The 23,652-nt window shown below is 44.7% G+C and carries 24 protein-coding genes; 15 read left to right on the forward strand and 9 right to left on the reverse strand.

The features are described from left to right. The 5 genes from CUS_RS07145 to CUS_RS07165 all read right to left on the reverse strand — a co-directional run. A partial coding sequence (locus CUS_RS07145) for a sigma-70 family RNA polymerase sigma factor (RefSeq protein WP_242831545.1) occupies nucleotides 1–985 on the reverse strand: 985 nt, incomplete at its 3' end. Beyond that, a complete protein-coding gene (locus tag CUS_RS20385) occupies nucleotides 895–1,191 on the reverse strand; it encodes a sigma factor (RefSeq protein ID WP_037276871.1) in 297 nt (98 codons plus the stop codon). The genes CUS_RS07145 and CUS_RS20385, both read right to left, overlap by 91 nt. 135 nt (nucleotides 1,192–1,326) lie before the next feature. Continuing rightward, on the reverse strand, nucleotides 1,327–2,448 hold the full coding sequence (locus tag CUS_RS07155) for a helix-turn-helix transcriptional regulator (RefSeq protein WP_002848938.1): 1,122 nt from the start codon (nucleotides 2,446–2,448) through the stop codon (nucleotides 1,327–1,329). Between the two features lie 144 nt (nucleotides 2,449–2,592). Beyond that, complete coding sequence (locus CUS_RS07160; protein WP_002848953.1) at nucleotides 2,593–3,849, reverse strand: RNA polymerase sigma factor; 1,257 nt, start codon at nucleotides 3,847–3,849, stop codon at nucleotides 2,593–2,595. An 83-nt stretch (nucleotides 3,850–3,932) separates the two neighbouring features. Continuing rightward, nucleotides 3,933–5,297 (reverse strand): DUF6076 domain-containing protein, encoded by a 1,365-nt coding sequence (locus CUS_RS07165; protein WP_002848978.1) that lies wholly within the window; start codon nucleotides 5,295–5,297, stop codon nucleotides 3,933–3,935. Between the two features lie 766 nt (nucleotides 5,298–6,063). Between CUS_RS07165 and CUS_RS07170 the strand changes: the two genes are divergently transcribed. The 3 genes from CUS_RS07170 (at nucleotide 6,064) to CUS_RS07180 (ending at nucleotide 8,475) form a co-directional block, all read left to right on the forward strand. Continuing rightward, entirely contained in the window at nucleotides 6,064–6,435 is a 372-nt protein-coding gene (locus tag CUS_RS07170; protein ID WP_002848995.1) for a hypothetical protein, read from the forward strand. Between the two features lie 116 nt (nucleotides 6,436–6,551). Beyond that, nucleotides 6,552–6,743: a hypothetical protein gene (locus CUS_RS07175; RefSeq protein ID WP_002848992.1), complete on the forward strand. Its 192-nt coding sequence runs from the start codon at nucleotides 6,552–6,554 to the stop codon at nucleotides 6,741–6,743. Nucleotides 6,744–6,849: 106 nt separating this feature from the next. After that, a complete protein-coding gene (locus CUS_RS07180) occupies nucleotides 6,850–8,475 on the forward strand; it encodes a recombinase family protein (protein ID WP_002848940.1) in 1,626 nt (541 codons plus the stop codon). 230 nt (nucleotides 8,476–8,705) lie between these two features. Here CUS_RS07180 and CUS_RS07185 read toward each other — a convergent pair whose 3' ends face one another. Next, a complete protein-coding gene (locus CUS_RS07185) occupies nucleotides 8,706–8,960 on the reverse strand; it encodes a hypothetical protein (RefSeq protein ID WP_002848959.1) in 255 nt (84 codons plus the stop codon). A 127-nt stretch (nucleotides 8,961–9,087) separates the two neighbouring features. Here CUS_RS07185 and CUS_RS07190 point away from each other — a divergent pair, with 127 nt between their 5' ends. The 8 genes from CUS_RS07190 (at nucleotide 9,088) to CUS_RS07225 (ending at nucleotide 15,182) form a co-directional block, all read left to right on the forward strand. Further along, nucleotides 9,088–9,306: a DUF6809 family protein gene (locus CUS_RS07190; protein ID WP_002848944.1), complete on the forward strand. Its 219-nt coding sequence runs from the start codon at nucleotides 9,088–9,090 to the stop codon at nucleotides 9,304–9,306. A 181-nt stretch (nucleotides 9,307–9,487) separates the two neighbouring features. After that, the gene (locus CUS_RS07195; protein ID WP_002848922.1) at nucleotides 9,488–10,048 is read left to right on the forward strand and encodes a flavodoxin family protein; all 561 of its coding nucleotides are present in this window, start codon (nucleotides 9,488–9,490) and stop codon (nucleotides 10,046–10,048) included. Then, on the forward strand, nucleotides 10,045–10,947 hold the full coding sequence (locus tag CUS_RS07200) for a LysR family transcriptional regulator (RefSeq protein WP_002848911.1): 903 nt from the start codon (nucleotides 10,045–10,047) through the stop codon (nucleotides 10,945–10,947). Before CUS_RS07195 ends, CUS_RS07200 begins: the two co-directional genes overlap by 4 nt. 89 nt (nucleotides 10,948–11,036) lie before the next feature. Continuing rightward, nucleotides 11,037–11,621, forward strand: coding sequence for a LysE family transporter (locus tag CUS_RS07205; protein WP_002848924.1), 585 nt, complete (start codon nucleotides 11,037–11,039; stop codon nucleotides 11,619–11,621). A 277-nt stretch (nucleotides 11,622–11,898) separates the two neighbouring features. Further along, entirely contained in the window at nucleotides 11,899–12,780 is an 882-nt protein-coding gene (gene pdxS, locus CUS_RS07210; RefSeq protein ID WP_002848969.1) for a pyridoxal 5'-phosphate synthase lyase subunit PdxS, read from the forward strand. Next, the gene (pdxT, locus tag CUS_RS07215) at nucleotides 12,780–13,346 is read left to right on the forward strand and encodes a pyridoxal 5'-phosphate synthase glutaminase subunit PdxT (protein WP_002848935.1); all 567 of its coding nucleotides are present in this window, start codon (nucleotides 12,780–12,782) and stop codon (nucleotides 13,344–13,346) included. Before pdxS ends, pdxT begins: the two co-directional genes overlap by 1 nt. A 41-nt stretch (nucleotides 13,347–13,387) precedes the next feature. Beyond that, entirely contained in the window at nucleotides 13,388–14,482 is a 1,095-nt protein-coding gene (locus CUS_RS07220) for a PLP-dependent aminotransferase family protein (RefSeq protein ID WP_002848974.1), read from the forward strand. A 19-nt stretch (nucleotides 14,483–14,501) separates the two neighbouring features. Continuing rightward, on the forward strand, nucleotides 14,502–15,182 hold the full coding sequence (locus CUS_RS07225) for a B3/B4 domain-containing protein (RefSeq protein ID WP_002848950.1): 681 nt from the start codon (nucleotides 14,502–14,504) through the stop codon (nucleotides 15,180–15,182). Nucleotides 15,183–15,479: 297 nt separating this feature from the next. On the opposite strand, the gene CUS_RS07235 is transcribed toward CUS_RS07225, so the two are convergent. Next, on the reverse strand, nucleotides 15,480–15,692 hold the full coding sequence (locus CUS_RS07235) for a hypothetical protein (protein WP_002848965.1): 213 nt from the start codon (nucleotides 15,690–15,692) through the stop codon (nucleotides 15,480–15,482). A gap of 134 nt (nucleotides 15,693–15,826) precedes the next feature. Beyond that, nucleotides 15,827–16,234 carry a plasmid mobilization protein gene (locus CUS_RS07240; protein WP_002848986.1) on the reverse strand — a complete coding sequence of 136 codons (408 nt, stop codon included), beginning with the start codon at nucleotides 16,232–16,234 and terminating at the stop codon, nucleotides 15,827–15,829. Between the two features lie 1,233 nt (nucleotides 16,235–17,467). Between CUS_RS07240 and CUS_RS07250 the strand changes: the two genes are divergently transcribed. The 4 genes from CUS_RS07250 to CUS_RS19145 all read left to right on the forward strand — a co-directional run bounded on the left by CUS_RS07250 (nucleotide 17,468) and on the right by CUS_RS19145 (nucleotide 21,084). Then, complete coding sequence (locus tag CUS_RS07250) at nucleotides 17,468–18,553, forward strand: tyrosine-type recombinase/integrase (protein ID WP_002848956.1); 1,086 nt, start codon at nucleotides 17,468–17,470, stop codon at nucleotides 18,551–18,553. Between the two features lie 150 nt (nucleotides 18,554–18,703). Then, nucleotides 18,704–19,171 (forward strand): hypothetical protein, encoded by a 468-nt coding sequence (locus CUS_RS07255; protein ID WP_002848979.1) that lies wholly within the window; start codon nucleotides 18,704–18,706, stop codon nucleotides 19,169–19,171. Nucleotides 19,172–19,267: 96 nt separating this feature from the next. Further along, a complete protein-coding gene (locus CUS_RS07260) occupies nucleotides 19,268–19,696 on the forward strand; it encodes a DEAD/DEAH box helicase family protein (protein ID WP_037276878.1) in 429 nt (142 codons plus the stop codon). A gap of 152 nt (nucleotides 19,697–19,848) precedes the next feature. Beyond that, nucleotides 19,849–21,084, forward strand: a complete 1,236-nt coding sequence (locus CUS_RS19145; RefSeq protein WP_002848942.1) for a nucleotidyltransferase family protein — start codon at nucleotides 19,849–19,851, stop codon at nucleotides 21,082–21,084. Nucleotides 21,085–22,202: 1,118 nt separating this feature from the next. Here CUS_RS19145 and CUS_RS07275 read toward each other — a convergent pair. Then, nucleotides 22,203–23,639 (reverse strand): 4Fe-4S dicluster domain-containing protein, encoded by a 1,437-nt coding sequence (locus CUS_RS07275; RefSeq protein ID WP_002848990.1) that lies wholly within the window; start codon nucleotides 23,637–23,639, stop codon nucleotides 22,203–22,205. Nucleotides 23,640–23,652 lie beyond the last annotated feature (13 nt).

Consider the following 23,652-nt stretch of genomic DNA (forward strand, 5'->3'; position numbering starts at 1 on the left):
GCTTCGAGAACGAGTCAATATAAAAATATTCTTTATAGGTAGTGCCGAGAACAGAAGCATCTGTGTCATACAGACACAGGGACAGAGCTTTTGCTCCGATCACATTTTTCATATTGTTGACACTTTCACCGCTAAACTGATAGCGGCTGTATGGGCAATGATCGTAATCATATCCGTGAGGATACAGTGAACCCATAGCATACCACTTGCCGCCGTTTGGTCTGTCGGGATAGCTCTCAAAGGGTTCTCTTCCTCCGCTGACTTCATCACGCACTCCATTGACAGCGTGAAGAAGTGTCCTGAACACGAAAAAGCTCTCCAATTTGATAGCCTGTTCTTCGGTTTGAGTGTTGTAATATGCACGCCGGCGCAGCTCATCAAGCCCCTCGTCAACAATCTCCCATATCTCGGAGCATAGCTCTTTTGCAAGACTTAATTGCAGATCAAGCGAAGCAAGTCTTTCATCCTCGGTGTGAATGATGAAATCAGTATAAACCTTATCTGATACCTTTTTCATCAGTTCACCATCCACAAGCCGTTCTACTATCGGCTCAATATATGTAGTCGAAATGCCTATCGCCTTTGAAAGCTCGGTCAGTGTGACGGGCTGCTCGTAGGCGAGTATCAGCAGATTCATAGCGATACGATCTTGACCGACCAGCTTCCACGGCTCATCATCAATACCTGTCTGACCCGTACTGGCTATCCAAAGATCATCAGGTTCATAGCTCTGCTTAGTGTAATTCTCCATAGTAAACTCCTTCCGAATATGCTTTCTGCCGGTGAACAAGCGGTTCTTGACGGTGTTCTCAGGAATACCAAGTCTTTCTGCAATCTCGGCAACGCTTTTGCCGTTCATATAGTGCTGAACCATGACTTCACGGTATATCTTTGTTAGATTAGCAAGACAACGGCGGATATTCTCCACATCTTCCGAGCTGTCATCAAAGCCGCTTTCATCGGATATCTCCCCAACAACATCGATGCAGACTGTCGGTTTGCGGTATTTCTGCCGCAGCATATCATAATACCTTCGGCTATCTCCCTGCCGTTTTCGATAGCTGTCAGCGCAACAAGTAGGGTCTCCTGCACCAAGTCCTGAGCATCTGCGAAATCATCACACTTGCGCACAGCCGCCTGCAGAAGCAGCTCGGCATATTCTGTTAATTCATTCTTGTTTATCTTATTCATGGGCGCACCTCTTTTTGAAGCTTCACTTATTAGTCGCAGAAATGGGCGGAAGGTTTGGTGGGTTTTATTATACCATAATTTATATTTTCATGCAAGGAAACGGCATACCCACACTTAGCAGGTACGCCGCGATAATCAATCTAAACTATTTATCCTCTCTTTGACTTTCGCAAATCTCTCATTACCGTTAAGAGCCGAATAGCACTCCTTGCTCAGCATATCATCAAGAATTATCTGCGCTCGAGAGCGAGAATCTGCCGTATGCCATATTGTCTGTCCCACCGAACCTCGTACAAGCGGTGTAGTGTAGGTGTACCATTCGGGCAGCTCATAGTAATTTTCGAGATAGTCGCAAGCCTTTTCACTATAGGCAAGGGCTTCATCAAGTCTGTCAAGCGAGATAAGGTCGGGTATCACAGTTTCAAAATATCTCTCTGAAACTGTTAAATTGAATAATCCATTGTCCCCCTCGTCAAACACAAGAGCCTGAATATCCTCTATCACCTTCATAAGCCTTATGCGTTCCTCAGCGGTATAAACAGGATCAATACCCGTGCCTTCTATCATCATCGCCTGAATGTAATATTGCAGACAGCCCACCGAGCTGCAAATACGTCTTCCGTAATGGTCAAGCAGCTCGTCGCCCCTCAGCGCTGACTGGATATTTTCCTCATAGCAGCTTTCTATGGGCGGCAAAGTCTCAAGTATTTTCCGCCCCTTTTCAAGATCGTTAAAGTCATTACAGTAAAGATTGGCAAGCCTTATCTTTACTCTGAGGCGCAGATCGTCATCGGTGCAGCCTGCAAGTATCTTCTCACCAAGACTGCCTATCTCCTGCTTGTGTTTTTCCCTGTTTTCTTCCCAATCGGGATTTCCCGCACTTTTTTCACCCGACTTAAATAGTGCTTCCATTAAGGCGTTCATCAGCTCATAGCTGTGGGGAAACTCCTTTAGTCCGGCACGGGCGATCTCTATGCAGTCGTTCACTCTGCCGCTTTTTATTGCCGTTTCAAAGTCGTTCATATACTGCTCGTGGAGCGCTTTGCGTTTCTCGCTGTCCACACCCAGCAGAGTTTCAATGCTCACCCCGAAATACTCCGCGATTATCGGCAAAAGCGTAATATCGGGGCTTGTCTGACCGTTTTCCCAGCGGCTTACAGCCTGCGTCGATACCGAGAATGCCTCGGCAGCCTGCTCCTGTGTAAGCTCACGCTCACGGCGGAACTTCTTAAATACTTCACTGAAACTTATGTTCATAAGTGTTACCTCCGTGTGTTTTATTCCGACGTCGTTATAATTATTATAACAGATTTTCGGCTGAGGTCAATCACTTATTTGATGATTAAAATTCAACTAAAGTGAGAATCGGCATACCCGCACAAGGCAGGTATGCCGCAAACCTCAGAATATATACTCACTCACACAATCATACCAATGCACATAAACCTCGCCGTTGACCATCAGTCTCTCATTGTCTGGAAGAGTCTCTGTCCACAGCTTGCCATAGCGGTCAAGCGCCCAGTCATTGCGGTTGAACCTGCGCCACAGTATCGTTCTGCCGTTTTTGTCAATGAACTGCTCACTGAGAATACCATCATTGTACGTCCCGACATCGATAACACATACAGTATCATAGCTTTTGCCATTTATCTCAATGGTGTATCTGCCTACTATGTCAAGCGGAGCTTTATCGACATTTACAGTAATATCGCTGCCGTTCTTGACGATTATCCCCTTGGGCGAGAGGTTGATCTCATTGCCGCAGTTGTCCTCGCCGTAGCCCCAGTTCGGCAGAAAATCCTCTCCGTCAAGGAATGTGTAGAGTTTCCTCACGCCGTTTACAACGTGGCTCTCGGCAAGATAACGGCAATGTGTGTCGGTAAGCTGCGCCACAAATCTGCGCTCGGTGCAGGGCTGTGTCTTATCAAAATTGCCCTCCTTAGAGATTATCTCGATGCCCTCTATGCCGTGTATCTCTGCTTTTCCGATGACCTCCATTTCATAGAAATAATCACCCTTTCGGGACGGCTGGTCGTATATCGCAAAGGTCAGCTTTTCACCTACCTTCGGAACAATAAACCAGCCCATAAGCTCCTCCCACCTGACCGTAAACGGCTCCTTGTCACTGGGAATGATCTTGTATTCGGGTATTATCTTCGGTAATTTAAACATAATATCTGCTCCTTTCGGCGGATATGGGTATGCGTTTTTGAAATTGCGCCTTGCGGTGTTCAGGCGGCTTTTGACTGTACCAAGCGGTATGCCGAGCCTATCCGCGATCTCATTCTGCGGCATATTCTCGAAATAGTAAAGTATGAGTATCTGTTTATCGTTATCGCTCAACCTGTCGATAGTCTCATGAACAGGCGAATACTCCACAAGTCCATAACGGCTCTGAACAAGTTCGCTCTCGGGCAGATCGTCAATGTCGATAGTTTCCTGCCTGCTGCGGAAATAGTCCTTGACCTTGTGGCGTGCTATCCCTATGACCCAATCCTTGAAGCTGCTCTTGTTTTTTAGCCTGTCAAACTGTCTGTATGCCGCCAGCCAGACCTCCTGCAAAACGTCATCGCTGTCAGCCTTAGACGGAATATTATACCGCACATACCGTTCGACAGCGCCACGATGCTCACTTACGAGCATTTCAAATTCGCTCATATCCTCACCTCCTGATTTTTATTTGAAAGCGCTTTCATTTATATAGTCGGAGAATTTGGGCGAAAGGTTCAGATTACGTAAAATTATTCCTTCTTCTTCCGATTCTTAAAACTCCCATATAGCCAGTTCTCGAACTCCTGCGGCGTGATCTCCCCGTCCTGACATCTATCCCGCATCTCACAAGCCTTGTAATTCCACTCCCTGAACTTGTCGGGCTTGATTTGATTGACCTTCGTCCTCGCATAGTATCTCTTGTAATACTTGCGGAACAGCGCAACAGCTTCGTCAGTTTTCAGCCTCTCATCATACTTCCTCTGCGCCCCGATCTGTTGACAGGTGCGAGTATTGCCTTCACGAACACGATTGCAAAAGTCGGACACATAATTTCCCTTAATGATAAAATACCGTCCGCAGATCTTGCACTTGTGCAGCCGAATGTCGTACTCCAGCATTTTTGTGAACTCCAGCTCCAGCATATCGTGAATGGTGCTGACACTGTACTCCGCCGCCATGAACCTCGGAACATGATAGAATATCTGAACCCTGCCCGCTTCAAGCCCCAACGCTTGCTCAAGCGGGCTTTTTTCGTCTGTCGGCACATGACTTGTGAGCCGCTGAACGATCTCCGCAGGGTCAATGTTTCCTCGCTTTAACTGCCGGGCGCTATAGTTACCAAGCATAGTAAATCGTTCGTCGCGGTTGAAAGAAAGCGGCGTATCGTACACATCGGCATAGAGCGAATATCGTTCACAAGGTAAGAACTTTGACAGCTCATCGGGATAGAACTCGTCATCGAAAACAAATTCAATGCGACGCATCATCTCTTTCCGTACCTCGGTGATATATCGAATAAATGCAGGAATGGTCTCTTTAGTGTATTCGTAAATATACGGCGGGAAAATGCTGCTGTACACCGACTGGTAAAGATAATCACCAAGCGTTGTGAGCGTATCTTCCATGTGTTCAAGCTCGACCTTGTAAACTTCTTCGCTGTTCCGAACTACCTCCTGCTTCTTCTTTCTGTGACTGAATAATGCTCCGAAAAGCATAATATCGTCCTGTTCCTTAGTGAAATCTGTGTAGCAAAAGTCGAGAATGCCCTCTCCGACGGGAAACGAAATGTCAAGCCCGGTGAACGGATTCAGTTTCCGTGTCGGCGCAGTATGATTCCGAGTTCTCAGAGTGAAGGCGTCACGGTAAACATAGTCGCCATTCGCATTTATGATGTCAAGTTCGTCAACGGGCTTGATAGGTTCACGTTCCTCACCCTCGGCGGGCGGCGTGTAGTCCTCCATTTCGTACCGGGTGCTGACGTGGATATGTGCTATGTGCTCGTCCTCGTCGAAATAGACCTTGTTAAGGAAACCGTCATAGGCTATGTCAGGGCGGTTCGCACGAATTGCGTGATAGACCTCCAGCGGTGTATATTCGTATGACTCTCTTTTCATTTTTGTTCCTCCCGATTTTGGACAATAATAATTTCAAAACTTAATCTACAATAATTGTAGTTCTAATAATTATTGTACAAAACCATTGCAATTTTGTCAAGGGGGTGGTATAATAAAATTGAGCTCAAACGAAGAATGTTTCGGAACATCGCAAGAAAGGAGAAAGTCAGTATGCAGACGTAGTACATCGGGTACATTATTTGATCATTATCCCTATCGTGGATATGTCTTCGGAACAGAATAACGATTATGTTCCTTTTTACCCTCGTTCAGAACCGGTTCCAACAGGTACATTTTCGCGATTTTGTACTTATCCCAACAAGGAGAGGATTCCGATGTAAAAATATCAGCCCATACGGGCTAATCAAATGGATTGATAATCGGTAAATTTTAAGCTAAGAATAGCAAGTATAGAAAGTGGTGCATACTCCTCCCACTTTCTTCCAATTATCAGCCTTTCGTCTGAAATTGGCTGTTAAGGGAACCCGTTGCCCTTAACGATGAAAATATTGCTATGCAAAAATATGAAACAAATTGGAATATTGCTATCTGAATTATTAAAAATGAAATGTATGGGATTATTCAGAGAATTGCATAAACTGCAAGGGAAGAAATCTGTCGTAATTGTACCAAAGCTAATGGTCTAATAATAACAAAATCTAAGAATAAACAAAGGGGTGATTGCCATGTTTTATTTCCTGCTGCCATGGGAAAAGATTCCGTGGCGGCGTTGTGACAAACGAGGTAAAAAAGAAAGGAAGATGCTATGCCGAAAAAGGTAACACTTGAAATGAAGATTGCTAAGCGTGAAAAGTACAAGGAAAAAATCGAGAAAAACCGTGCAGAGATACAGCCGACCATTGATGCCTACAATGCTCTTGATGCTGAGATAAAAGCCGAACTCGCACAGCTCGAACAGAAGAAAAGAAACGCTGTTTATGACCATGTCATATCGGTGTTCGGGGAATCATTATCCCCCGAGGAGGTTATCGTGAAATTCGACAGAATAATGAATGATAACCGCAACAAGGGCTTTATCGAGCAGCTCAAACGTGAGCAAGCCAAGCGTGAAAAGTCAGTAAACATAGGAAAAAATTCTCCCGAGGATTCGCCTGCCACGGGTAAAACTACTTCATAAAAAACATCATCGTCGTGTATGCTGCTGCAACGCCAAGCAGCAGGCTGCCAGAGCGGATTCGCCAACCGCTTAAGGCAGCGTCATACCTCCTTTCGATAATCGAAAGGAGAAAATATTTGAAAGACAACAAAGAGAAACAGAACAAAAGTGAAAATATCGAACTGTCCGAAGAGGACAAAATTGCCTTCGTAAAGGCGATGAAAATAGGCTACTACAAGGAGTTTCACAAGCAGGGGCTTATCACCGATCAGCAGCTTGAAATGCTGATAGCCATGCAGGACAGAACCGATATTTCACAGACAGCTTAAACGATTTTTGAACAGTCGGGCGGAGGTCTTGACTTCCGCCCTTTACTGTGCTAAACTGAAATTGTGCAGGGGAATTATTCCCGAAATAATCGGGAGAGGAGGTACAATGTATAGAGATAATAAAAACAGAAAAGTTGCCGCTTACGCAAGAGTAAGCACGGATTTGACCGACCAGCTCCATTCGCTGGCGGCACAGATAAAATATTTCACCGAGTATATTTCCGCCCACGATGGCTGGGAGCTTATCGAGGTATATTCCGACGAGGGCATCACAGGAACAACGACAAAAAAGCGTGACAATTTCAACCGAATGATAAAGGATTGTGAGGAAGGAAAGATCGACACTATCCTGACTAAAGAAGTCAGCCGCTTTGCGAGAAATACCGTTGACACTCTGAACTACACCCGAAAGCTGTCGCAGATAGGTGTGAATGTCATTTTTATGAATGACGGGATCGACACCAACGACAAGGACGGAGAGCTGCGGTTGACGATCATGGCATCTATCGCTCAGGAGGAATCACGCAAGATATCCGAGCGTGTTAAATGGGGTATCCGCAGGAAAATGGAGGACGGCTGGGTGTATGGATATTGCACCATGCTCGGTTTCAGGACTGTTGACGGCAAGCTGGAAATAGTACCCGAGGAAGCCGAGATCGTCAAGCGAATTTTCCACAGCTACGTCTATGAGGGTAAAGGCTGTCACACTATCGCAAACGAGCTTAATGCCGCAGGGCTGCTCACAGTCAGAGGAAAAATGTGGCGTGAGGACGGAGTTTGCAGGATACTCAAAAATGACAAGTATGTGGGTGATCTGACGCAGTGGAAACACTATTCCACCGATTTTTTGACCAAGAGAGTTTTGCAGAATAACGGTGACAATCCCGATACTCCGCTGATTACGATCAAGGATCATCATGAGGGTATCATTTCAAGAGAGGTCTGGGATCTGGCTCAGAAGCAGATTTACGAAAGAGGTCTGTTGTCCCGTGAAGGCAGGAAATATTCCAGGCATTATTGGTTCAGCAGCAAGGTGACCTGTGGCTGCTGCGGGTATTCGTATAATGTTTCGGGTAAAGCAACCGAAGAACGAAGAACGCTGCATTGTGTGAACAGAGCAAAATACGGCTCCATTCATCGCATTGATAAAAACGGTGCAGAGGTAGGCTGTGCAAACAAAGGCATCAATGAAAAAACGCTGGAGTTCTGCATGAAGTACATCATTGAGCAGATCAAGGATTCGGAAAGCAATATCGTTGAGCAGCTGCTTGCCGACATAAAGCTGATGCAGCAGAATGATGTCAGAGTCGATGTTCAGCCGATGAAGGAGCAGATCGAGAGCTTCAATCTGAAAAAGAGAAAAGCGATAGACCTGATGATCGACGGGCTCATCACCAAAGATGACTTGAAAAAGCAGACCGAGTATTATGATGACGAGATCATAAAGCTGACCGAGCAGATCGCAAAAAGCCAGGACATCAACACCGCCCACAAGCAGCAGCTTGACAGGATCAAGAGCTACATCACCGATGTTAAGAAAACAGCGTCGTCTGACAGTGAAAGCACTGAAGTTTACGGTGAGCTGCTGAAAAAGGTGGTAGTTCACGAGGAAGGCAGGACGGATTTTTATCTGAACTGCGTACCGTTCGGGTTCAGAATGAAATACCGCATTCACAGGTATAACAGAGGTCAGGTGATCGACGTAATGGTCGATAAATGCGAGATCATTTGATCGGTGTGTTTTCATATGGTTGAGACATCTGCACGCCAGTCTTCTCATTTATGAGGGTGTAGATGTGGTATCAGTTTCGGCTGACATGGGGCACAGCGTCGTAGGAACGACTATCCCCGTTCCAAATAGTAACACGAAACCAGTAGCAGTACCTACCGACAAGAACAATCATTATAATAACGAATAAGGGCGATACCTGACAACGCATAGGTATCGCCTTATTTTCCTTTTCAGAAGCCTATTCCCTTTTCGTCTGCAAGGTTCACTATCTTCTTGCCCTGTTTCTCTGCATAGCGTATCGTGGCATAAGCTCCTCCGCTTTTATGCTGTATACAGCATACCACAAGGTCTGCTCGGTCTATCATACTGCGGTTGCGTACTTGGATAGCGAACTTTGGGTGTGCTTCGGACGATCCGGCACACACCTCAACTTCATCATAATAGTCAAGGTATTCCTTTTCGTTGTCACGGTACTCCGATTTCATGTATGGCGGGACGAGCGTAAAATGGGTATTGCCACAAGCGTGCCATAGGCAACACCTTAACAACGATTATTTGGGTTATGTTTGGACGGTTGGTTTTACAACAATAAAACCGAAAGGACAGATACAAATGATCGATGCGATGTTGGGTTACAGACAGGGTGAAATTCACTCTGACGAGTGGGGCAAGCTCTGCATACCGTTTGAGGATTCGCTGAGCGAGGAGCAGATCGATATATTCCACAAGATACTGGACTGCGTGAGCGAGACTGCCTCCGCTGAGATGAGAGCTGCCTACAAAGTCGGTTTCAAGGACGGTGCGACTATGATGCAGGAGATTCAGGACTGATATAATCACAGCATAAGGAAATGGCTATGTCCTCCGTGACCGTGTATGGAAGGCATAGCCTTGCTTTTTCTTTTCAGATGCCTATTCAGTTTTGTCTGTAAGGATTTTTTGATGGGTTTTGACTTGACACACTCTTTTTACAGATGTATAATTAAAATACAACTCGACAGGAGGTATCGCTATGTCCCATATTCTCGTCCTGAACGGCTCTGCCAGACCAAATGCGTTTACGGCTGCAATGATAAGATCATTCTGCAAGGGAGCAGAATCGGTCGGTCACACTGTCACAGTCATTGACTTGTGTAAGCTGAATATCCATAGCTGTATCGGCTGTCTGAACGGCAGCAAGGATAAGGAACACCCCTGCGTACAGCGTGATGATATGGATACCGTCTATGTAGAGTTCCGCAAGGCAGATTTGACCGTGTTTGCGACTCCGCTGTTCTTCTGGTCGTACAGCGGTCTGCTCAAAAATGTGATCGACAGGTTGTGGGCGTTGGCAGAGTATGACCGTAGTGAACTGATCGGCAGGGGCAGAGGCGGTGCTTTGTTGGTCGCAGCAGGAGGAAGTCACCCTGAACCGCTGTATGAGCTTTTCGATTATATGATGAAACGGCTTGCGTGGAAGAATCTCGGCAAGGCGGCTCTGCTTCATACCGATGATATGGATATGCAGGATATCTCCGAATGTGAAGATGCCTATATGCTCGGTGCATCTATCGGAAAGCGTGAAGAACCATGACAGTACAGCAGTTAAAATATATCATCACGGCAGCAGAGATCGGCTCGATCACCGAAGCCGCAAGACAACTCTTTATCTCCCAGCCCAGCCTTTCGGGTGCGATCAAGGAAGTCGAAAATGAAGCTAAACTCACGATCTTCAACCGCTGTCGGGCAGGTGTCGCACTGACACCGGAGGGAATGGAGTTTGTCGGCTATGCAAGGCAGGTTGTTCAGCAAATGGAACTGCTGGAGTCACGCTTTGTCAACGGTCAACCTGAAAAACAGCGTTTCTGCGTATCCACACAGCATTATACCTTTGCAGCGAACGCCTTTGCTGACCTCATCATGCAATACGGGCAGGAACGCTATGAGTTCATCATGAACGAAACGCAGACGCATCAGATCATTGAAGATGTGCGAAACAGGTTCAGCGACTTAGGTCTGCTGTATCTCTGCGGATCCAATGAAAGCGTCCTGCAAAAGCTGTTTGAGGACTACAATCTCACTTTCTATGAGCTGTTTACGGCTTCTCCCCATATCTTCCTTGACAGAGATCACCCGCTTGCAGCGAAAAAAGCCCTTACGCTTGCAGAATTGAAGCCCTATCCGAGACTGAGTTTTGTTCAGGGAGCGTATGAGTCCTCAAACTTCGCAGAGGAACTTTTCAGCAATGAAACAGTCGATAAGAGTATCCGTGTGAGTGACCGTGCGGCGGTGGTCAATCTGATGATCGGATTGCAGGCGTACACCATTTCCAGCGGTATCTATGCGAAATATCTCCACGGTGACAGGATCATTTCCGTTCCGCTGAAAGAAAAAGAGACAATGCACATCGGCTATATTATCAACAAAGACCGCACACTTTCAGAGCTTGGTGCGCGTTTTATCGAGCTGATCGGGCAGTATCAGGAAGCATAGGCTTAACCTATGAAATAACGAAGTATAAAAGTATTACCTATCGCAAGGCGTTCCGTGGTATAATAAAACTACGGAAGGAGGCATAAGATATGCCGGCTTATGTGATAGGTAATTTTGTTTTATATTGTGTGATCAATGCGTTTACCCCCGGACCGGGCAATATCCTTGCACTGAACACGGTGACGAACTACGGCTGGAAGAAAGGCAGGCCGCTGTTTTTCGGCATCTTTACTGGATATTATGTGGTACAGCTTATCTGTGCTGTGTTTGTATTCGGCATCGCTGCATTTCTGCCGTCTGTCCTCGGTGTGATGAAGTACATCGGTGCTGCCTATATCCTGTGGCTTGCGATACATATTGCGCTCAGCAAGCCTGAAAAGGACGATGACAGCAGATCTGCATCTTACATGAAAGGCTTTCTCCTGCAATTCGTCAATGTGAAGATCTATCTGTTCGGTATGACCGCCTTGACGGGCTACATCACAGACTACTACACCTCGCTGACTGCACTTGTGATCGCTGAACTGTTTATTGCCACACTCGGCAGTTTCGCAACGCTCACATGGATCGGAATGGGTGCGCTGATACAGAAATTCTATCTGAAGCATTATCGTATCATCAATATTCTGCTGGCACTTACGCTTGTGGAGTGTATCATCGGCATATTGAAATGACGAAGGGTTTGATTGTGAGATCGTGCAGAAGGCGCTGAAAATGCTGTATTAACGCTTGATCTTTGGTATGATCTTTTCAAGGCTATTGACTTCTCTATGAAAAATGTGTATAATAAACTTAGTAATATGATAGATTTAATATGTTATTTCAGATGATGTGGTACTAAGACCGTGCTTTCAAGAATGATCTGATCCTATAAAATAAAACAAAACTGGATATATGCAGTTCCGAAAATATCTGATATAATGATAAAAAACATGAAAAGAGGTTATCATTATGAATGATATCAAGGAAAGACACCAACTCAACAAGGAGCTTGCACAAATGCTCAAGGGCGGCGTTATCATGGACGTTACAACTCCCGAACAGGCAGTCATAGCTCAGGAAGCAGGTGCGTGTGCTGTCATGGCACTTGAACGGATACCGGCGGACATAAGAGCCGCAGGCGGCGTATCAAGAATGAGCGATCCTGCTATGATACGTTCAATTCAGGAGGCTGTAACGATTCCTGTTATGGCAAAATGCCGTATCGGTCATTTTGCAGAAGCGCAGATCCTTGAAGCCATAGAGATCGACTACATTGACGAGAGTGAAGTCCTTTCTCCTGCCGATGATGTTTATCATGTTGATAAGCGGCAGTTCAAGGTACCGTTTGTCTGCGGTGCGAGAGATCTCGGAGAAGCGCTGCGCCGTATTGCCGAGGGCGCGTCCATGATACGCACAAAGGGCGAACCCGGCACGGGAGATATCGTGCAGGCTGTCAGACATATGAGAATGATGAATTCTCAGATACGCCATGCAGTATCTCTCAGTGAAGATGAACTGTATGAGGAAGCAAAGAAGCTGCAAGTGCCGTATGATCTGCTGAAACAAGTCCATGACAGCGGCAGACTTCCTGTTGTTAATTTTGCGGCAGGCGGAGTGGCTACACCTGCTGACGCAGCACTTATGATGCAGCTCGGTGCAGAGGGTGTGTTTGTAGGTTCGGGCATATTCAAATCAGGCGATCCCGTAAAACGTGCTTCGGCAATCGTTCAGGCTGTGACAAACTATACCGATGCAAAGCTGATAGCAGAACTTTCATCAGGACTTGGCGAAGCAATGGTCGGTATCAATGAACAGGAAATAAAGCTCATCATGGAAGAAAGGGGCAAATAATGCGTATAGGTGTTCTTGCCCTTCAGGGAGCATTTGCAGAGCATATATCCAAGCTGAAACAGATAAATGTTGAAGCATTTGAGATCCGTCAGCTAAAAGACATAAGCGGACATTTTGACGGACTTATCCTCCCCGGCGGTGAAAGTACAGCTATGCGAAAGCTGTTAGGTGATCTCTCTCTGTATGGACCGCTGAAAGAAATGATACAGAACGGCTTGCCTGTATTCGGGACCTGCGCCGGAATGATACTGCTTGCCAAAGAAATAGAGGACGAAGAGCCCTGCTTCGGAACCCTTGATATTACCGTAAAACGAAACGCTTACGGCAGACAGCTCGGCAGTTTTCGCTGTGTTGATGAGTTTACAGGAAAAGAAATTGAAATGCCGTTTATCCGTGCGCCCTATGCAGAACGTGTTGGAGAGGGTGTGAACGTGCTTTCCAGAATCAAAGGAAAAATAGTTGCTGTACAGCAGGATAATCAGCTTGCGACAGCCTTCCACCCTGAACTTACCAATGATACGTCTGTATACGAATATTTCATCAAAATGGTTGAAAACCGCCGGTAAAAGTAGTATAATAAAGAAAAATATACAAAGGGGTGCAGAGAATGTACATTGAGATAGATCACAGCAGCACGCTCTGTGCCTATATGCAGATTTATCAGGAATTGCGAAGTCGTATCATCTCAGGAGCATTTGTGTACGGTGCGAAGCTCCCGTCAAAACGTGTGCTTGCAAAGGAGTGTCTTGTCAGCATTATAACAGTTGAACACGCATACCAGCTTTTATGCGATGAGGGGTACTGCCGTATGAAGCCCAGAAGCGGCTGTTATGTAAAGTATTGTGCCGACAGTTTCTTTCCCGTATCTGACGGGCAAAATGATTCTGTATCACCTGTTGTTTCGGCTGTTCTTCATATTGACAATATCTCTTTCTCAGCAGTTTCGTCGTTACTGAGAAAAGTAATTCTTGATTACGGAGAGCGTATTCTCATGAGATCTCCGGCAGGCGGCTGTGCTGAACTTCGAGATGCTATATGCCGTTATCTTGCAAGATGCCGCAGCATAAACGTATCCAGCGAACAGATCATCATAGGTTCAGGTGCGGAATATTTGTACGGAGTTTGTATCCAGATGCTTGGCAGGGATAATATGATCGCTCTGGAATCTCCTTCGTATGAAAAGATAAGGGCTGTGTATACGGCAAACGGAGCAGTATGTGATATGCTTGAAATGGACAGTGAGGGAATCCGTACCACTGAGCTTGAACACACACAAGCCAAAATACTGCACGTTACGCCGTTCAACAGCTTCCCGAGCCTGATAACCGCATCGGCTGAACGCAGACGTTTTTATCTTAACTGGGCTTCTCAGAGAAATGCGGTCATCATTGAAGATGACTATGACTCGGAGTTCGCTTTGAACGGAAAAGCACCTCAGACGCTTTTTGCACAGACAGCGGACGAGAATGTTATCTATATCAACACATTTTCAAAAACGATAGCACCGTCACTAAGAGCAGGATATATGGTTCTTCCAAAGAAGATATTGAAGCAGTATAACGAAAAAGTAGGATTTTATTCCTGTACCGTTCCGATGCTTGAACAATTTTTCCTTGCGGAATGGCTTGACAGCGGAGAATTCGAGCGCACAATAAACAGGGCAAGAAACAGCATTTTGTCAAAACAGGAGTATAATCAGTGAACTGAAACAGGTGAAAAAAATGAATTTCAAAGTAGAAAAAGCAGTCCTCGACAGCGGAGTAAAAATAATCTTTGCAGTCGTCGAGGGCATAGACAACCATAGAAAAGGCGAGGAATGGCAGGCTTACCGTACAAAACGTATTGCAGAGCTGTACGAGGAATACAAGGACTTGGACATACATTCCGCCCCTGTACTTGAGGGCTTCAATATCCTGCACGACAATGTGGGAGTCAAACGAAGAAAAAATATTCCAGCCAGCGAGAATCTTATCAAGCTTCTTGTCAAGCGTCAGGAGGTATTATATATCAATCAGGCGGTTGACATCTACAACCTTATCTCGCTGGAAAGCAAGCTGGCACTGGGAGCGCATAATATCGACAAGACTGAGGGTAACGTAACTCTGCGTTTTACAGACGGCACCGAACGGTATGTTCCGCTTGGGGCAACAGAACCTACCCCGGTCGCACCTCACGAATACTGCTACTGCGATGATTCAAACGAAATTCTTTGCCGTCTGGAGATCAGGCAGGTGAATAAGACCGCCGTTGACGAAAATACAACAAACATCTTTTATATCGTTCAGGGCAACGCCGCCACATCCGACGAACTTTTGACCGAGACCGCACAGAAAATAATAGACACTACCACAAAATACTGCGGAGGCACAGGGCGAATCGTTGTGCCTGATGTGGTTTCGTAATAAGCTCAAAATATAGATATAAAAAACAGTGTCCTTAGCCCGTAGTCTATTGGAACTCCTATAATCCGTTCCGTACAAGTCCATTTAATCATTATGGCGCGCGCCAAAATGACGGCATACCCTTTTGAAACTGAATAACAGAAAAAAGCCTGAGATTTGCTCTTACAAGCACTTCTCAGGTCTTTTCTTTTCAGGCGGTTAGTTTTCCGCTCCGCAGGCTCGGACGGCTCTGAGGGGCGTTTCCGTTCGTCACAGGACATAGCAAGTGCGAGCTGCCGAAACAACTCGCACTGCTGATTATTCGTCCTCATCACTGCACTCGCCAAGCCCGTGCGTGAGCTGAATATAAACGCATTCTGCTCGGTCATGTTCCTCGCCGTCCGCAGACATCATCATTTCAAGGAAATAAGCCTTTGCCTGTTCGTAGTCCGTCCAGACCTCACGCCTGCCGTTGCATACGGTCGTGACCTTGCTTGACCTCGGCATTGCCAATTCGGGTATTGCTAACATATACTGCACCTCCAAAAAGAATTGTAAGATTATTATAGCCTATTCCATTTTCGGAGTCCAGCCCTGCACAATAATTGTAATAATTCTTGTGCAGGGCGCAGCAATATAAGCGTTTTCCTCGGTGCATTTTTCTCTTATTTTCTCACGTCCTCGTGAGCCTTATCGACTATCGCTCTGAACGTCTGCGGTGTCACAGCAAAGCGTTCCAACTTTGATTGGTACTCTGCAAGCCTTGCGGATATTTCATCAATTCCCTGACGTATTTCCTGCATATCTTCGGGATAAATATTTCCCGTCTGATTGACCTGAATTGCTATGGAATTTATGCTGTCGGCAATCTCTTTGAATCTTGCCTTGTCGGGTGCAAGCTCCTCGTCCGTCAACTCGATGATTGGTGTCGCAAGAATCGAATTGTAAATATACTGCGACATTGAGCGCAGACCGCTTTCCTCCGTGTATTGTTTCAGCTTAGCAAACTCCCTGTCATTCAGGCGTATTTTCAACACTTTTGACTTCCGTTCATCATCACTTTTTACATTCATAGACAAACCTCCAAAATCTTAGTATTCGCCCATTTTCATTATCAATTATATCACTTTTTCTTTCATTTTTCAAGCGGGGTCTTAGGGGTGCAAAACCCTCTAACAAGCTGTTGTATTCAGGGTGGTCATTTTTCAAACTGTACCCCATGAATACCGTGCTTGCTGGTAGAGTTTCGCCCCAGTGGGGCGAATGTCATTTCCGAGCCTTTCGGCTCGGTCTTTTTTCTCGATTCCGAGAATTGGAGCTGTGCGACTTTCTCTATATCGTCGCTCCCCATAATCAATATAGCGCACTTTCCCGATCACGTCAATAATAAATTTCAGATTCTTTATGTTCGTTCAAAATCGCTTCGTCAAAATGACCGGATAGCGTAAACGGCGTAATAGGTCAATAGTCCCACAGAAGTTTTTCAAAACCAACCATTTTACAGACAATACTGCGGGTTTGCATACCCCCGACATCGTGTAGGTGTCGGGGGTATTGCTTTACAAATAATTGACCTGCTCATTAAACATCTTACAGCTAGTATACCAAGATTTGCATACAGTCATATTATAATGGTATGGCTCAGATTATAATCGAAATATAAATAAGCATCGTACAAAGCCTGAATGATAGATCTGTACATGAGTATGGCTTTGCACATATAATCAGGTTCTTTTGATTTTGTATGGTGTTTTATTGCTTTATACTGTACTATTTCAGATAGCCCCTTTCCGGCATTTATGTGCGGGAAGGGGTTTATAGTGTTTTTATCAAAAAATGGTTGTGCATGATTCTCAGGTATCATAATGGTATAAAAGTTCATTCCTCATAGAAATTGTGCTAAGCATTCAAAAATATTATTATTTTTGCTAACCAAGAAAACACCAGCTCCGTGTAATTTGTGCAAAACGGAGAAAACGTGCTAATTGACCTAAAAAAATCGGCTTCTCAACCCCTAACTTATGAGAGGTGAAAATTATAAGGCTCTCTCATAAAGGTTAGAATAAGTTCATTTCGCCAATCTTAGTGGTGCAGTGAACTGATTCGTAACTTGAAAATTTCGAGATCGGTCACAGTACCGATTTCGGAAAATAAAAAATATTAAACTGGAAAACGCAGAAAAATACAGAAGCGTTTCGCAAAATCAATCATTTGGAGAAATGACAATAAGCCACATTCTCTATACTGTTATTATACACGATTTTGCACCGATTGTCAATTATGCAGATAGAATTTTGGAGGATAAAATGATAAGAGGGACAACATATAAAAGAAAGGACGGTCGCTGGGAGTGCAGGATCTCGCTTGGCAGCGAATCGGGTCATAAAAAATACCGCTCCTTTTATGGAAAGACCAAGGAAGAAGCGGAGTTGAAAATGGTCATGGCTTGTCAGAGCGAGGAGCATTGTAACGAAGAAATAACGGAAATGACCGTCAAGGAACTGGCGCTCGAATGGTTCTCCGTAAGCAAAAACAGGATTAAGGAATCCACCGCCGCCAATTACCGAATGAAGATAGAAAAACACATCATTCCGCCGTTTGGCGGCATGAACGCTGCGCTTATAAAAGCAAAAGCAGTCTATGAATTTATGGAGAAAAAGCTGCATGACGGGCTTTCTGCACGTTATATCAGTGATATTATGGTTGTACTAAAGTCGATTTTTCGCTATGCAGCCCGCGAATACCGTATCAATAACGTAATTGACGGTATAATCATGCCGAAGAAAGCCAAGCCCGAAATAACAATTATGAGCAAGGACGAGCAGAAAAGGCTCGTGACCTATATCAACGATAATCGCAGTACTTCCACGCTCGGAGTGGCTCTTTCGCTTTACACTGGCATGAGAATAGGCGAGGTTTGCGCCCTGCGTTGGGAGAACATCGACACAGAAAAACGTGTTCTGACCGTCAGGCACACGATACAGCGTATACAGTGCTTTGAGGGCGACAACAAGACGAAAGTGATTATCGCCGAGCCGAAAAGCCAATCCTCGCGCCGTGAGATACCCATTCCCGATTGCCTAATCCCCATGCTCAAAGAGCTGAAAGGCAAGAACAGTGCATTCATACTCACGGGGACAGAGAAGCCCATTGAGCCGCGCACCATGCAGTATCGCTTTAAGCGTATTCTTGAAAATGCCGGCGTCCGCGAGTACAACTATCATGTGCTCCGTCATTGCTTCGCGAGCGGTGCAATCGAACTCGGATTCGATGTAAAAACGCTTTCCGAGATTTTAGGACACAGCAGCGTCCAGATCACACTTGACCGTTACATTCATACGTCTATGGAGCATAAGCGCAATTGCATGAACCTTTTGACGATAGCTTCTTAACGTAAATGGTTCGTCAGAAAAGTAGCTTGAAAATTGAATAATAGCGCCAAAAACTCAACTTTTATCCCGAAATGATTGATTTTGCGAAATTGGGCTTACTTGTCTATTATATATCAGAGTGCAAGCATTATTCAAGAGCAGGAGGTTGGCGTGAATACATATACCGTAGCATTTTTCGGTCACAGGGAGCTTTCCGACCAATACACAATAGAGGAACGGCTAAAGCCTATTCTGCGTGACCTTATCAATAGCAAGGAGTATGTTGAGTTTCTTGTGGGGCGGGACGGTGACTTCGATCAGGCTGCCGCATCTGCTGTTCGTGAGGCTATAAAGCTGTATGGGTTCGGCAATACGTCGCTTGTTCTGGTTCTGCCTTATGAACGTGCGGAGTACCGAGACAATCGTGAGAGTTTTGAGCAGTATTACGACGAGGTGGAGATATGTGAGAAATCCTCAAAAGTACACCCGAAAGCAGCTATTTTTGAAAGAAACAAGAGCATGGTTGATCGCAGCGACCTTGTAATCTGTGCTATTGAACATAATGGCGGCGGAGCGTATAAAGCCGTTAGTTATGCTGAGAAACAGGATAAGAAAATCATAAATCTGTTCGCAGAATAAAAATGCCGAAATAGCGTTGATTCAGCTATCTCGGGGTGTCGTGAAATAGCATATTTCGAGAGAACAATCGACCCGAAAGTCTGAGAAGGTGAGGATATGTTTCTGCATAAACACAATCGTGAGACTTATGCAAACATGGTGCGCCTTTTTCAGACCGAGCAGCGAGTGGCTGCGGTACAGCCAACCGGAACCGGGAAGAGTTATCTTATCATGCAGCTTATCGAGGATAATGTTGATAAGAGGTTTGCGGTCTGCTCTCCCTCAACTTACATTTTCGAGCAGATGAAGTCGCTTGCGGAGGGAAATAACATTTCTCTTGAAAAAAACGATTTCCTCACATACACAAAGCTGACTCAGACCGAAGCGTTCTCGGAATATGACTACCTTATACTGGACGAAATGCATCGTTGCGGCGCAAGCTGTTGGAGCATTGGTGTTCAACGATTAATTGACAGCAACCCGAACGCTAAAGTGTTCGGAACGTCGGCAAGGTCGATGCTGTGTGCAATCCTGGTACTGTCATAGGCAGACATAGTAATGTTTATCCGACTTCTTGCGTTAGGGGCGTTGTGCCTGCTGATTCGATTTGGAATGACAATGGCGAGATTATTCACAAGGAAGATAGGTAAATAAGAGCACAATTCGGTGTGCTTTTTCCAAAAAGAATGGGGTAAAGTATGGCAGCAGAATTGAGCACGACACAAATTGCATTATTAGAGGCGATAAAAGCATCGTTATTTGGAACAGATCCTAATTATCCCACTGATACAGATTGGACGGAGGTCGTAAAAGAAGCAAAACCGCAGACGGTCTTAGGAATCATTAGTCCTATTATTCCTGTGAAAGATGTAAGTGTTGAAATGGGTAAGGCAACGTACATGAGGCTTCTGTTTGAGCAGGATAAACTTATAAAGCTGCTTGATGCCAATGATATTCCTTGTGTTATACTCAAAGGTTCTGCTGCTGCACAGTATTACCCGAAGCCGCATTTAAGGGCTATGGGGGATGTGGATTTTCTTGTACCTAAAGATATGTTTGAGACTGCTATAATGCTTTTAGAATCGAAAGGGTATGAATACCATCATGGCAAAACTAAAGACGGCAAGATACCCGAAGATGTTAGACATATTGGTTATGTGAAAAATGGAATCGAATTTGAATTACATCATCATTTTAGCTCATATGGATTTAATATTGACGATATTATTGAATTGGCAATTTATAAAAAGGAGTATCGTAATATCGATGGATACAATATTCCTGTGTTGCCGGATTTTGAAAATGGACTTGTACTATTAGGACATATTAACCAGCATTTAATATCTCAAAACTTAGGGTTAAGGCAGATAATAGACTGGTCAATCTATATTCATACTGAGATATACGAGTTCATCAAATCAAAAGGATATATCGGTTCTGTTGCAGCGATACGAATGTTTATGCAAAAAGAACGGGCTCACGCTAAAAGGTTAGGTCTGCATGGCGGAAAGGACTATATTCATAGGATTACGCTTTCTCAACTCGTATATCGCAATCTGGAAGATGTAAAGCTGATCACTCAGGATCAATATGAAGCGCTTCTTAAACAGTATCCGGAACTTGCTGCTTTATATGGCATCTTAAGAGATTTCCATCGTATTGTCTTCTCTAAAAAAGCAGAAGATCTTGAACACTGGATAGAACAGGCTTCCCATTTGGATGCCGTCCCTGAATTAAAGTCATTTGTTGACGGTTTGAAACATGATATATTTGCAATAAAAAATGCAATTATGTTCGATTACAACAATGGCCTTGCCGAGGGCAGCGTGACAAAAATCAAACTCATTAAGCGAATAATGTACGGTCGAAACAGCTTTGCTCTGCTTAAAGCTAAAGTCCTGATGCATGAGCTTTTATACGCAAACAGCAACTAACATTGGAAAGAGCCGATTATACGCTTAAGTTAGACGTTGCAAATCAGCAATCACAACAACTAGCAAACAGTTGGGTGTTATATACCCAGCTGTTTGCTATTATCATATCTTATATAAACATTCAGAAAATAAAAATTCCTGTTATTAGCTCAAAAGATTTTTACCTTTACCGTGTGCTGCGATTTAGTTATATCCGAAATATTGATTTTTCCGTCATTATTAACATAGGCAAATTTCTGAGCATTTTCATCAAGAAGTTTTTTACCCTTAACGTGTACAGCTACTTTAGTTATGTCGGTGATGTTTATTACAATGTCAACATTCACATACCCCATAAGAAGTGGTTTGAATTCTCTTGAATCGGTATCTTCATTTAAATAATGGTAAGGGCTTAGAGATGCCAGAGGTCTGATTGTAGGGTGGAATCAGACAATGGCTAATATAAGGAAAAGAGGTAATACATATCAGGTACGTGTCTGCTGCTGTTACGATACTATATAAAGTCTTACATTCGTAAAACTGCTCCCGGAATTAGAATTTCGGGAGCTTTGCTTTCATAAACACTTTGATTCTTAGCGCTAATTGAAACAGCCTGTTCTAATTTTATCGGCGGTAGATAAAATTAACAATGATATTTCAGCCATATTGGATATGCTTTTATTTAGATATTATTTTATGGTGTTGCTTACGTCATTCTATCGGCAAATTCTCATTCCGGATAATTCATCCAAGTTTCAAGCTATAAATTCCAAAATCGGAATTTTATATCGACAAGTAGATCTGGATATGATATATTAAGGGAAAGTGAGGTGCATAATATGGTAGAACGTACAGAATATCTTGAAAAAAATAAAGGTTTGGCGTGAAGAACAGGTCATAAAGGTCGTTACTTGTATTAGGCGATGCGGAAAGTCCACTCTGCTATAAGCAATACCGAGACTATCTTCTCAGCACAGGCGTTATGGTTTATGAGAAGCCGGCGGTCTTATTCGGGGCTGTCGTTTTTTCACTTTATTCGGATATGCCAACAAAAAATTCCACAATGAAAAAAGGCATCATCGTTCGGTATGAACGCGATGTCTTTTCTCAGTATATATCAGTTATGCAAAAACAACAGGTCACATTTTAAGTACCGATATCGCATCGGTGATGGTCTTTTCGAGGGCTTCCCTGCCATAAGCATCCACCTGGGCTTTGTTCTTCTCGCCGTGAGTAAGACAGCCTGCGCCACCTATGCAACCTCCGCTGCAAGCCATTCCCTCGATGAAATTCTCGGTAAGTACTCCGCGCTTTTTCTTCATCAGCGCTGTTTGGCACTCTTCAATGCCGTCACAGGAACATGGCTTTAGATCAAAATCCTCTATTCCCTGTTCCTTTATCGCTTCGGCGACAGCGTCTGAAAGTCCGCCGCTTCGTGCGAATATCCTGCCGAAATATGAAGCGTTGTCAAGAGCTTCTTCTTCAAGCTGAGTTATGTCAAGATCACGGCTGTCAAACAGCGCCTGAAGCTCTTCAAAAGTCAGCACAGAGTCAACATAAGCTTTGACCTCTTTCAGCTGAGCTTCAGCTTTTTTTGCAGTACATGGACCTATGAACACCACCTTGGCAGATGGTTCGATATCCTTTATGTACTTGGCGATCGCCGCCATTGGTGAGGGATTATGGGATATATGCTCGGTCAGTTCGGGGAAAGCTGACTTTACGTATGACACAAATGCAGGACAGCATGAGCTGGTAAGAAAGCCTTTTTCCACAAGCTCTTTCGACTCGGAATATGCTACCATATCCGCACCAAGCGCCGCTTCAACTACCGCGTGGAAACCCAGAGTTTTCAGTCCCGAAACCACTTGTCCCAGCTTAGCGTAGGTGAACTGGCTGGAAATCGATGGTGCCACCACCGCATACAGCTTCGATTTTTTATCGCGGCTGTTTTTCTTTATCATGTCGATAACATCCAGTATAAAGGATTTATCGGTTATAGCTCCGAAAGGACACTGGTATACGCAGGCACCACAGGATATGCACTTCTCATTATCGATGGCTGCACCGCCGTCCTCGTTTATGCTTATAGCCTTTATCTTGCAGGCATTCTGGCAGGGGCGGACACGGTTGGTTATCGCCGAATATGGGCAGACCTTTGAACATCTGCCGCACTCAACGCATTTGCTCTTATCGATATGTGCCACATGGTTGTGATCGAAGGATATAGCACCTCTGGGACATACGTCCTCACAGCGGTGCGCAAGACAGCCGCGGCATGAATCTGTGACTTCATATCCTGCCGCAGGACATTCATCACAGGCAATATCTATAACTTCGATAACATTGGGATTTTCCTTGTCACCACCCATAGCTATCTTTACGCGCTCCGCGATTATGGCTCTTTCCTTGTAAACGCAGCAGCGCATGGTGGGGGTCTTGCCTGATACTATTTTCTTCGGGATATCCAGAAGATCTTCAAGCAGCGTATCATCCCACGCTTCTCTGGCGACCTCTCGCAGGACCTTGTATTTCAGGTATTGTACCTTGGTATCAAATACTCTTTTGTTTTTCATTTATCTGTTCACA

It is taken from the genome of Hominimerdicola alba 8, from assembly GCF_000178155.2.
GTDB classification, from domain to species: Bacteria; Bacillota; Clostridia; order Oscillospirales; family Ruminococcaceae; genus Hominimerdicola; species Hominimerdicola alba_C.

Excerpts from the sequence above, each read along its gene's own strand:
- CUS_RS07200 (WP_002848911.1), top strand. The coding sequence starts at position 10,045 with ATGACAGTACAGCAGTTAAAATATATCATCACGGCAGCAGAGATCGGC.
- CUS_RS07185 (WP_002848959.1), bottom strand. The coding sequence starts at position 8,960 with ATGAAATCGGAGTACCGTGACAACGAAAAGGAATACCTTGACTATTAT.
- CUS_RS07165 (WP_002848978.1), bottom strand. The coding sequence starts at position 5,297 with ATGAAAAGAGAGTCATACGAATATACACCGCTGGAGGTCTATCACGCA.
- CUS_RS20385 (WP_037276871.1), bottom strand. The coding sequence starts at position 1,191 with ATGAATAAGATAAACAAGAATGAATTAACAGAATATGCCGAGCTGCTT.
- CUS_RS07170 (WP_002848995.1), top strand. The coding sequence starts at position 6,064 with ATGCCGAAAAAGGTAACACTTGAAATGAAGATTGCTAAGCGTGAAAAG.
- CUS_RS19145 (WP_002848942.1), top strand. The coding sequence starts at position 19,849 with ATGGCAGCAGAATTGAGCACGACACAAATTGCATTATTAGAGGCGATA.
- CUS_RS07220 (WP_002848974.1), top strand. The coding sequence starts at position 13,388 with ATGTACATTGAGATAGATCACAGCAGCACGCTCTGTGCCTATATGCAG.
- CUS_RS07180 (WP_002848940.1), top strand. The coding sequence starts at position 6,850 with ATGTATAGAGATAATAAAAACAGAAAAGTTGCCGCTTACGCAAGAGTA.
- CUS_RS07250 (WP_002848956.1), top strand. The coding sequence starts at position 17,468 with ATGATAAGAGGGACAACATATAAAAGAAAGGACGGTCGCTGGGAGTGC.
- CUS_RS07190 (WP_002848944.1), top strand. The coding sequence starts at position 9,088 with ATGATCGATGCGATGTTGGGTTACAGACAGGGTGAAATTCACTCTGAC.
- CUS_RS07155 (WP_002848938.1), bottom strand. The coding sequence starts at position 2,448 with ATGAACATAAGTTTCAGTGAAGTATTTAAGAAGTTCCGCCGTGAGCGT.
- CUS_RS07235 (WP_002848965.1), bottom strand. The coding sequence starts at position 15,692 with ATGTTAGCAATACCCGAATTGGCAATGCCGAGGTCAAGCAAGGTCACG.
- CUS_RS07195 (WP_002848922.1), top strand. The coding sequence starts at position 9,488 with ATGTCCCATATTCTCGTCCTGAACGGCTCTGCCAGACCAAATGCGTTT.
- CUS_RS07275 (WP_002848990.1), bottom strand. The coding sequence starts at position 23,639 with ATGAAAAACAAAAGAGTATTTGATACCAAGGTACAATACCTGAAATAC.
- CUS_RS07160 (WP_002848953.1), bottom strand. The coding sequence starts at position 3,849 with ATGAGCGAATTTGAAATGCTCGTAAGTGAGCATCGTGGCGCTGTCGAA.
- CUS_RS07260 (WP_037276878.1), top strand. The coding sequence starts at position 19,268 with ATGTTTCTGCATAAACACAATCGTGAGACTTATGCAAACATGGTGCGC.
- pdxT (WP_002848935.1), top strand. The coding sequence starts at position 12,780 with ATGCGTATAGGTGTTCTTGCCCTTCAGGGAGCATTTGCAGAGCATATA.
- CUS_RS07205 (WP_002848924.1), top strand. The coding sequence starts at position 11,037 with ATGCCGGCTTATGTGATAGGTAATTTTGTTTTATATTGTGTGATCAAT.
- CUS_RS07225 (WP_002848950.1), top strand. The coding sequence starts at position 14,502 with ATGAATTTCAAAGTAGAAAAAGCAGTCCTCGACAGCGGAGTAAAAATA.
- CUS_RS07240 (WP_002848986.1), bottom strand. The coding sequence starts at position 16,234 with ATGAATGTAAAAAGTGATGATGAACGGAAGTCAAAAGTGTTGAAAATA.
- pdxS (WP_002848969.1), top strand. The coding sequence starts at position 11,899 with ATGAATGATATCAAGGAAAGACACCAACTCAACAAGGAGCTTGCACAA.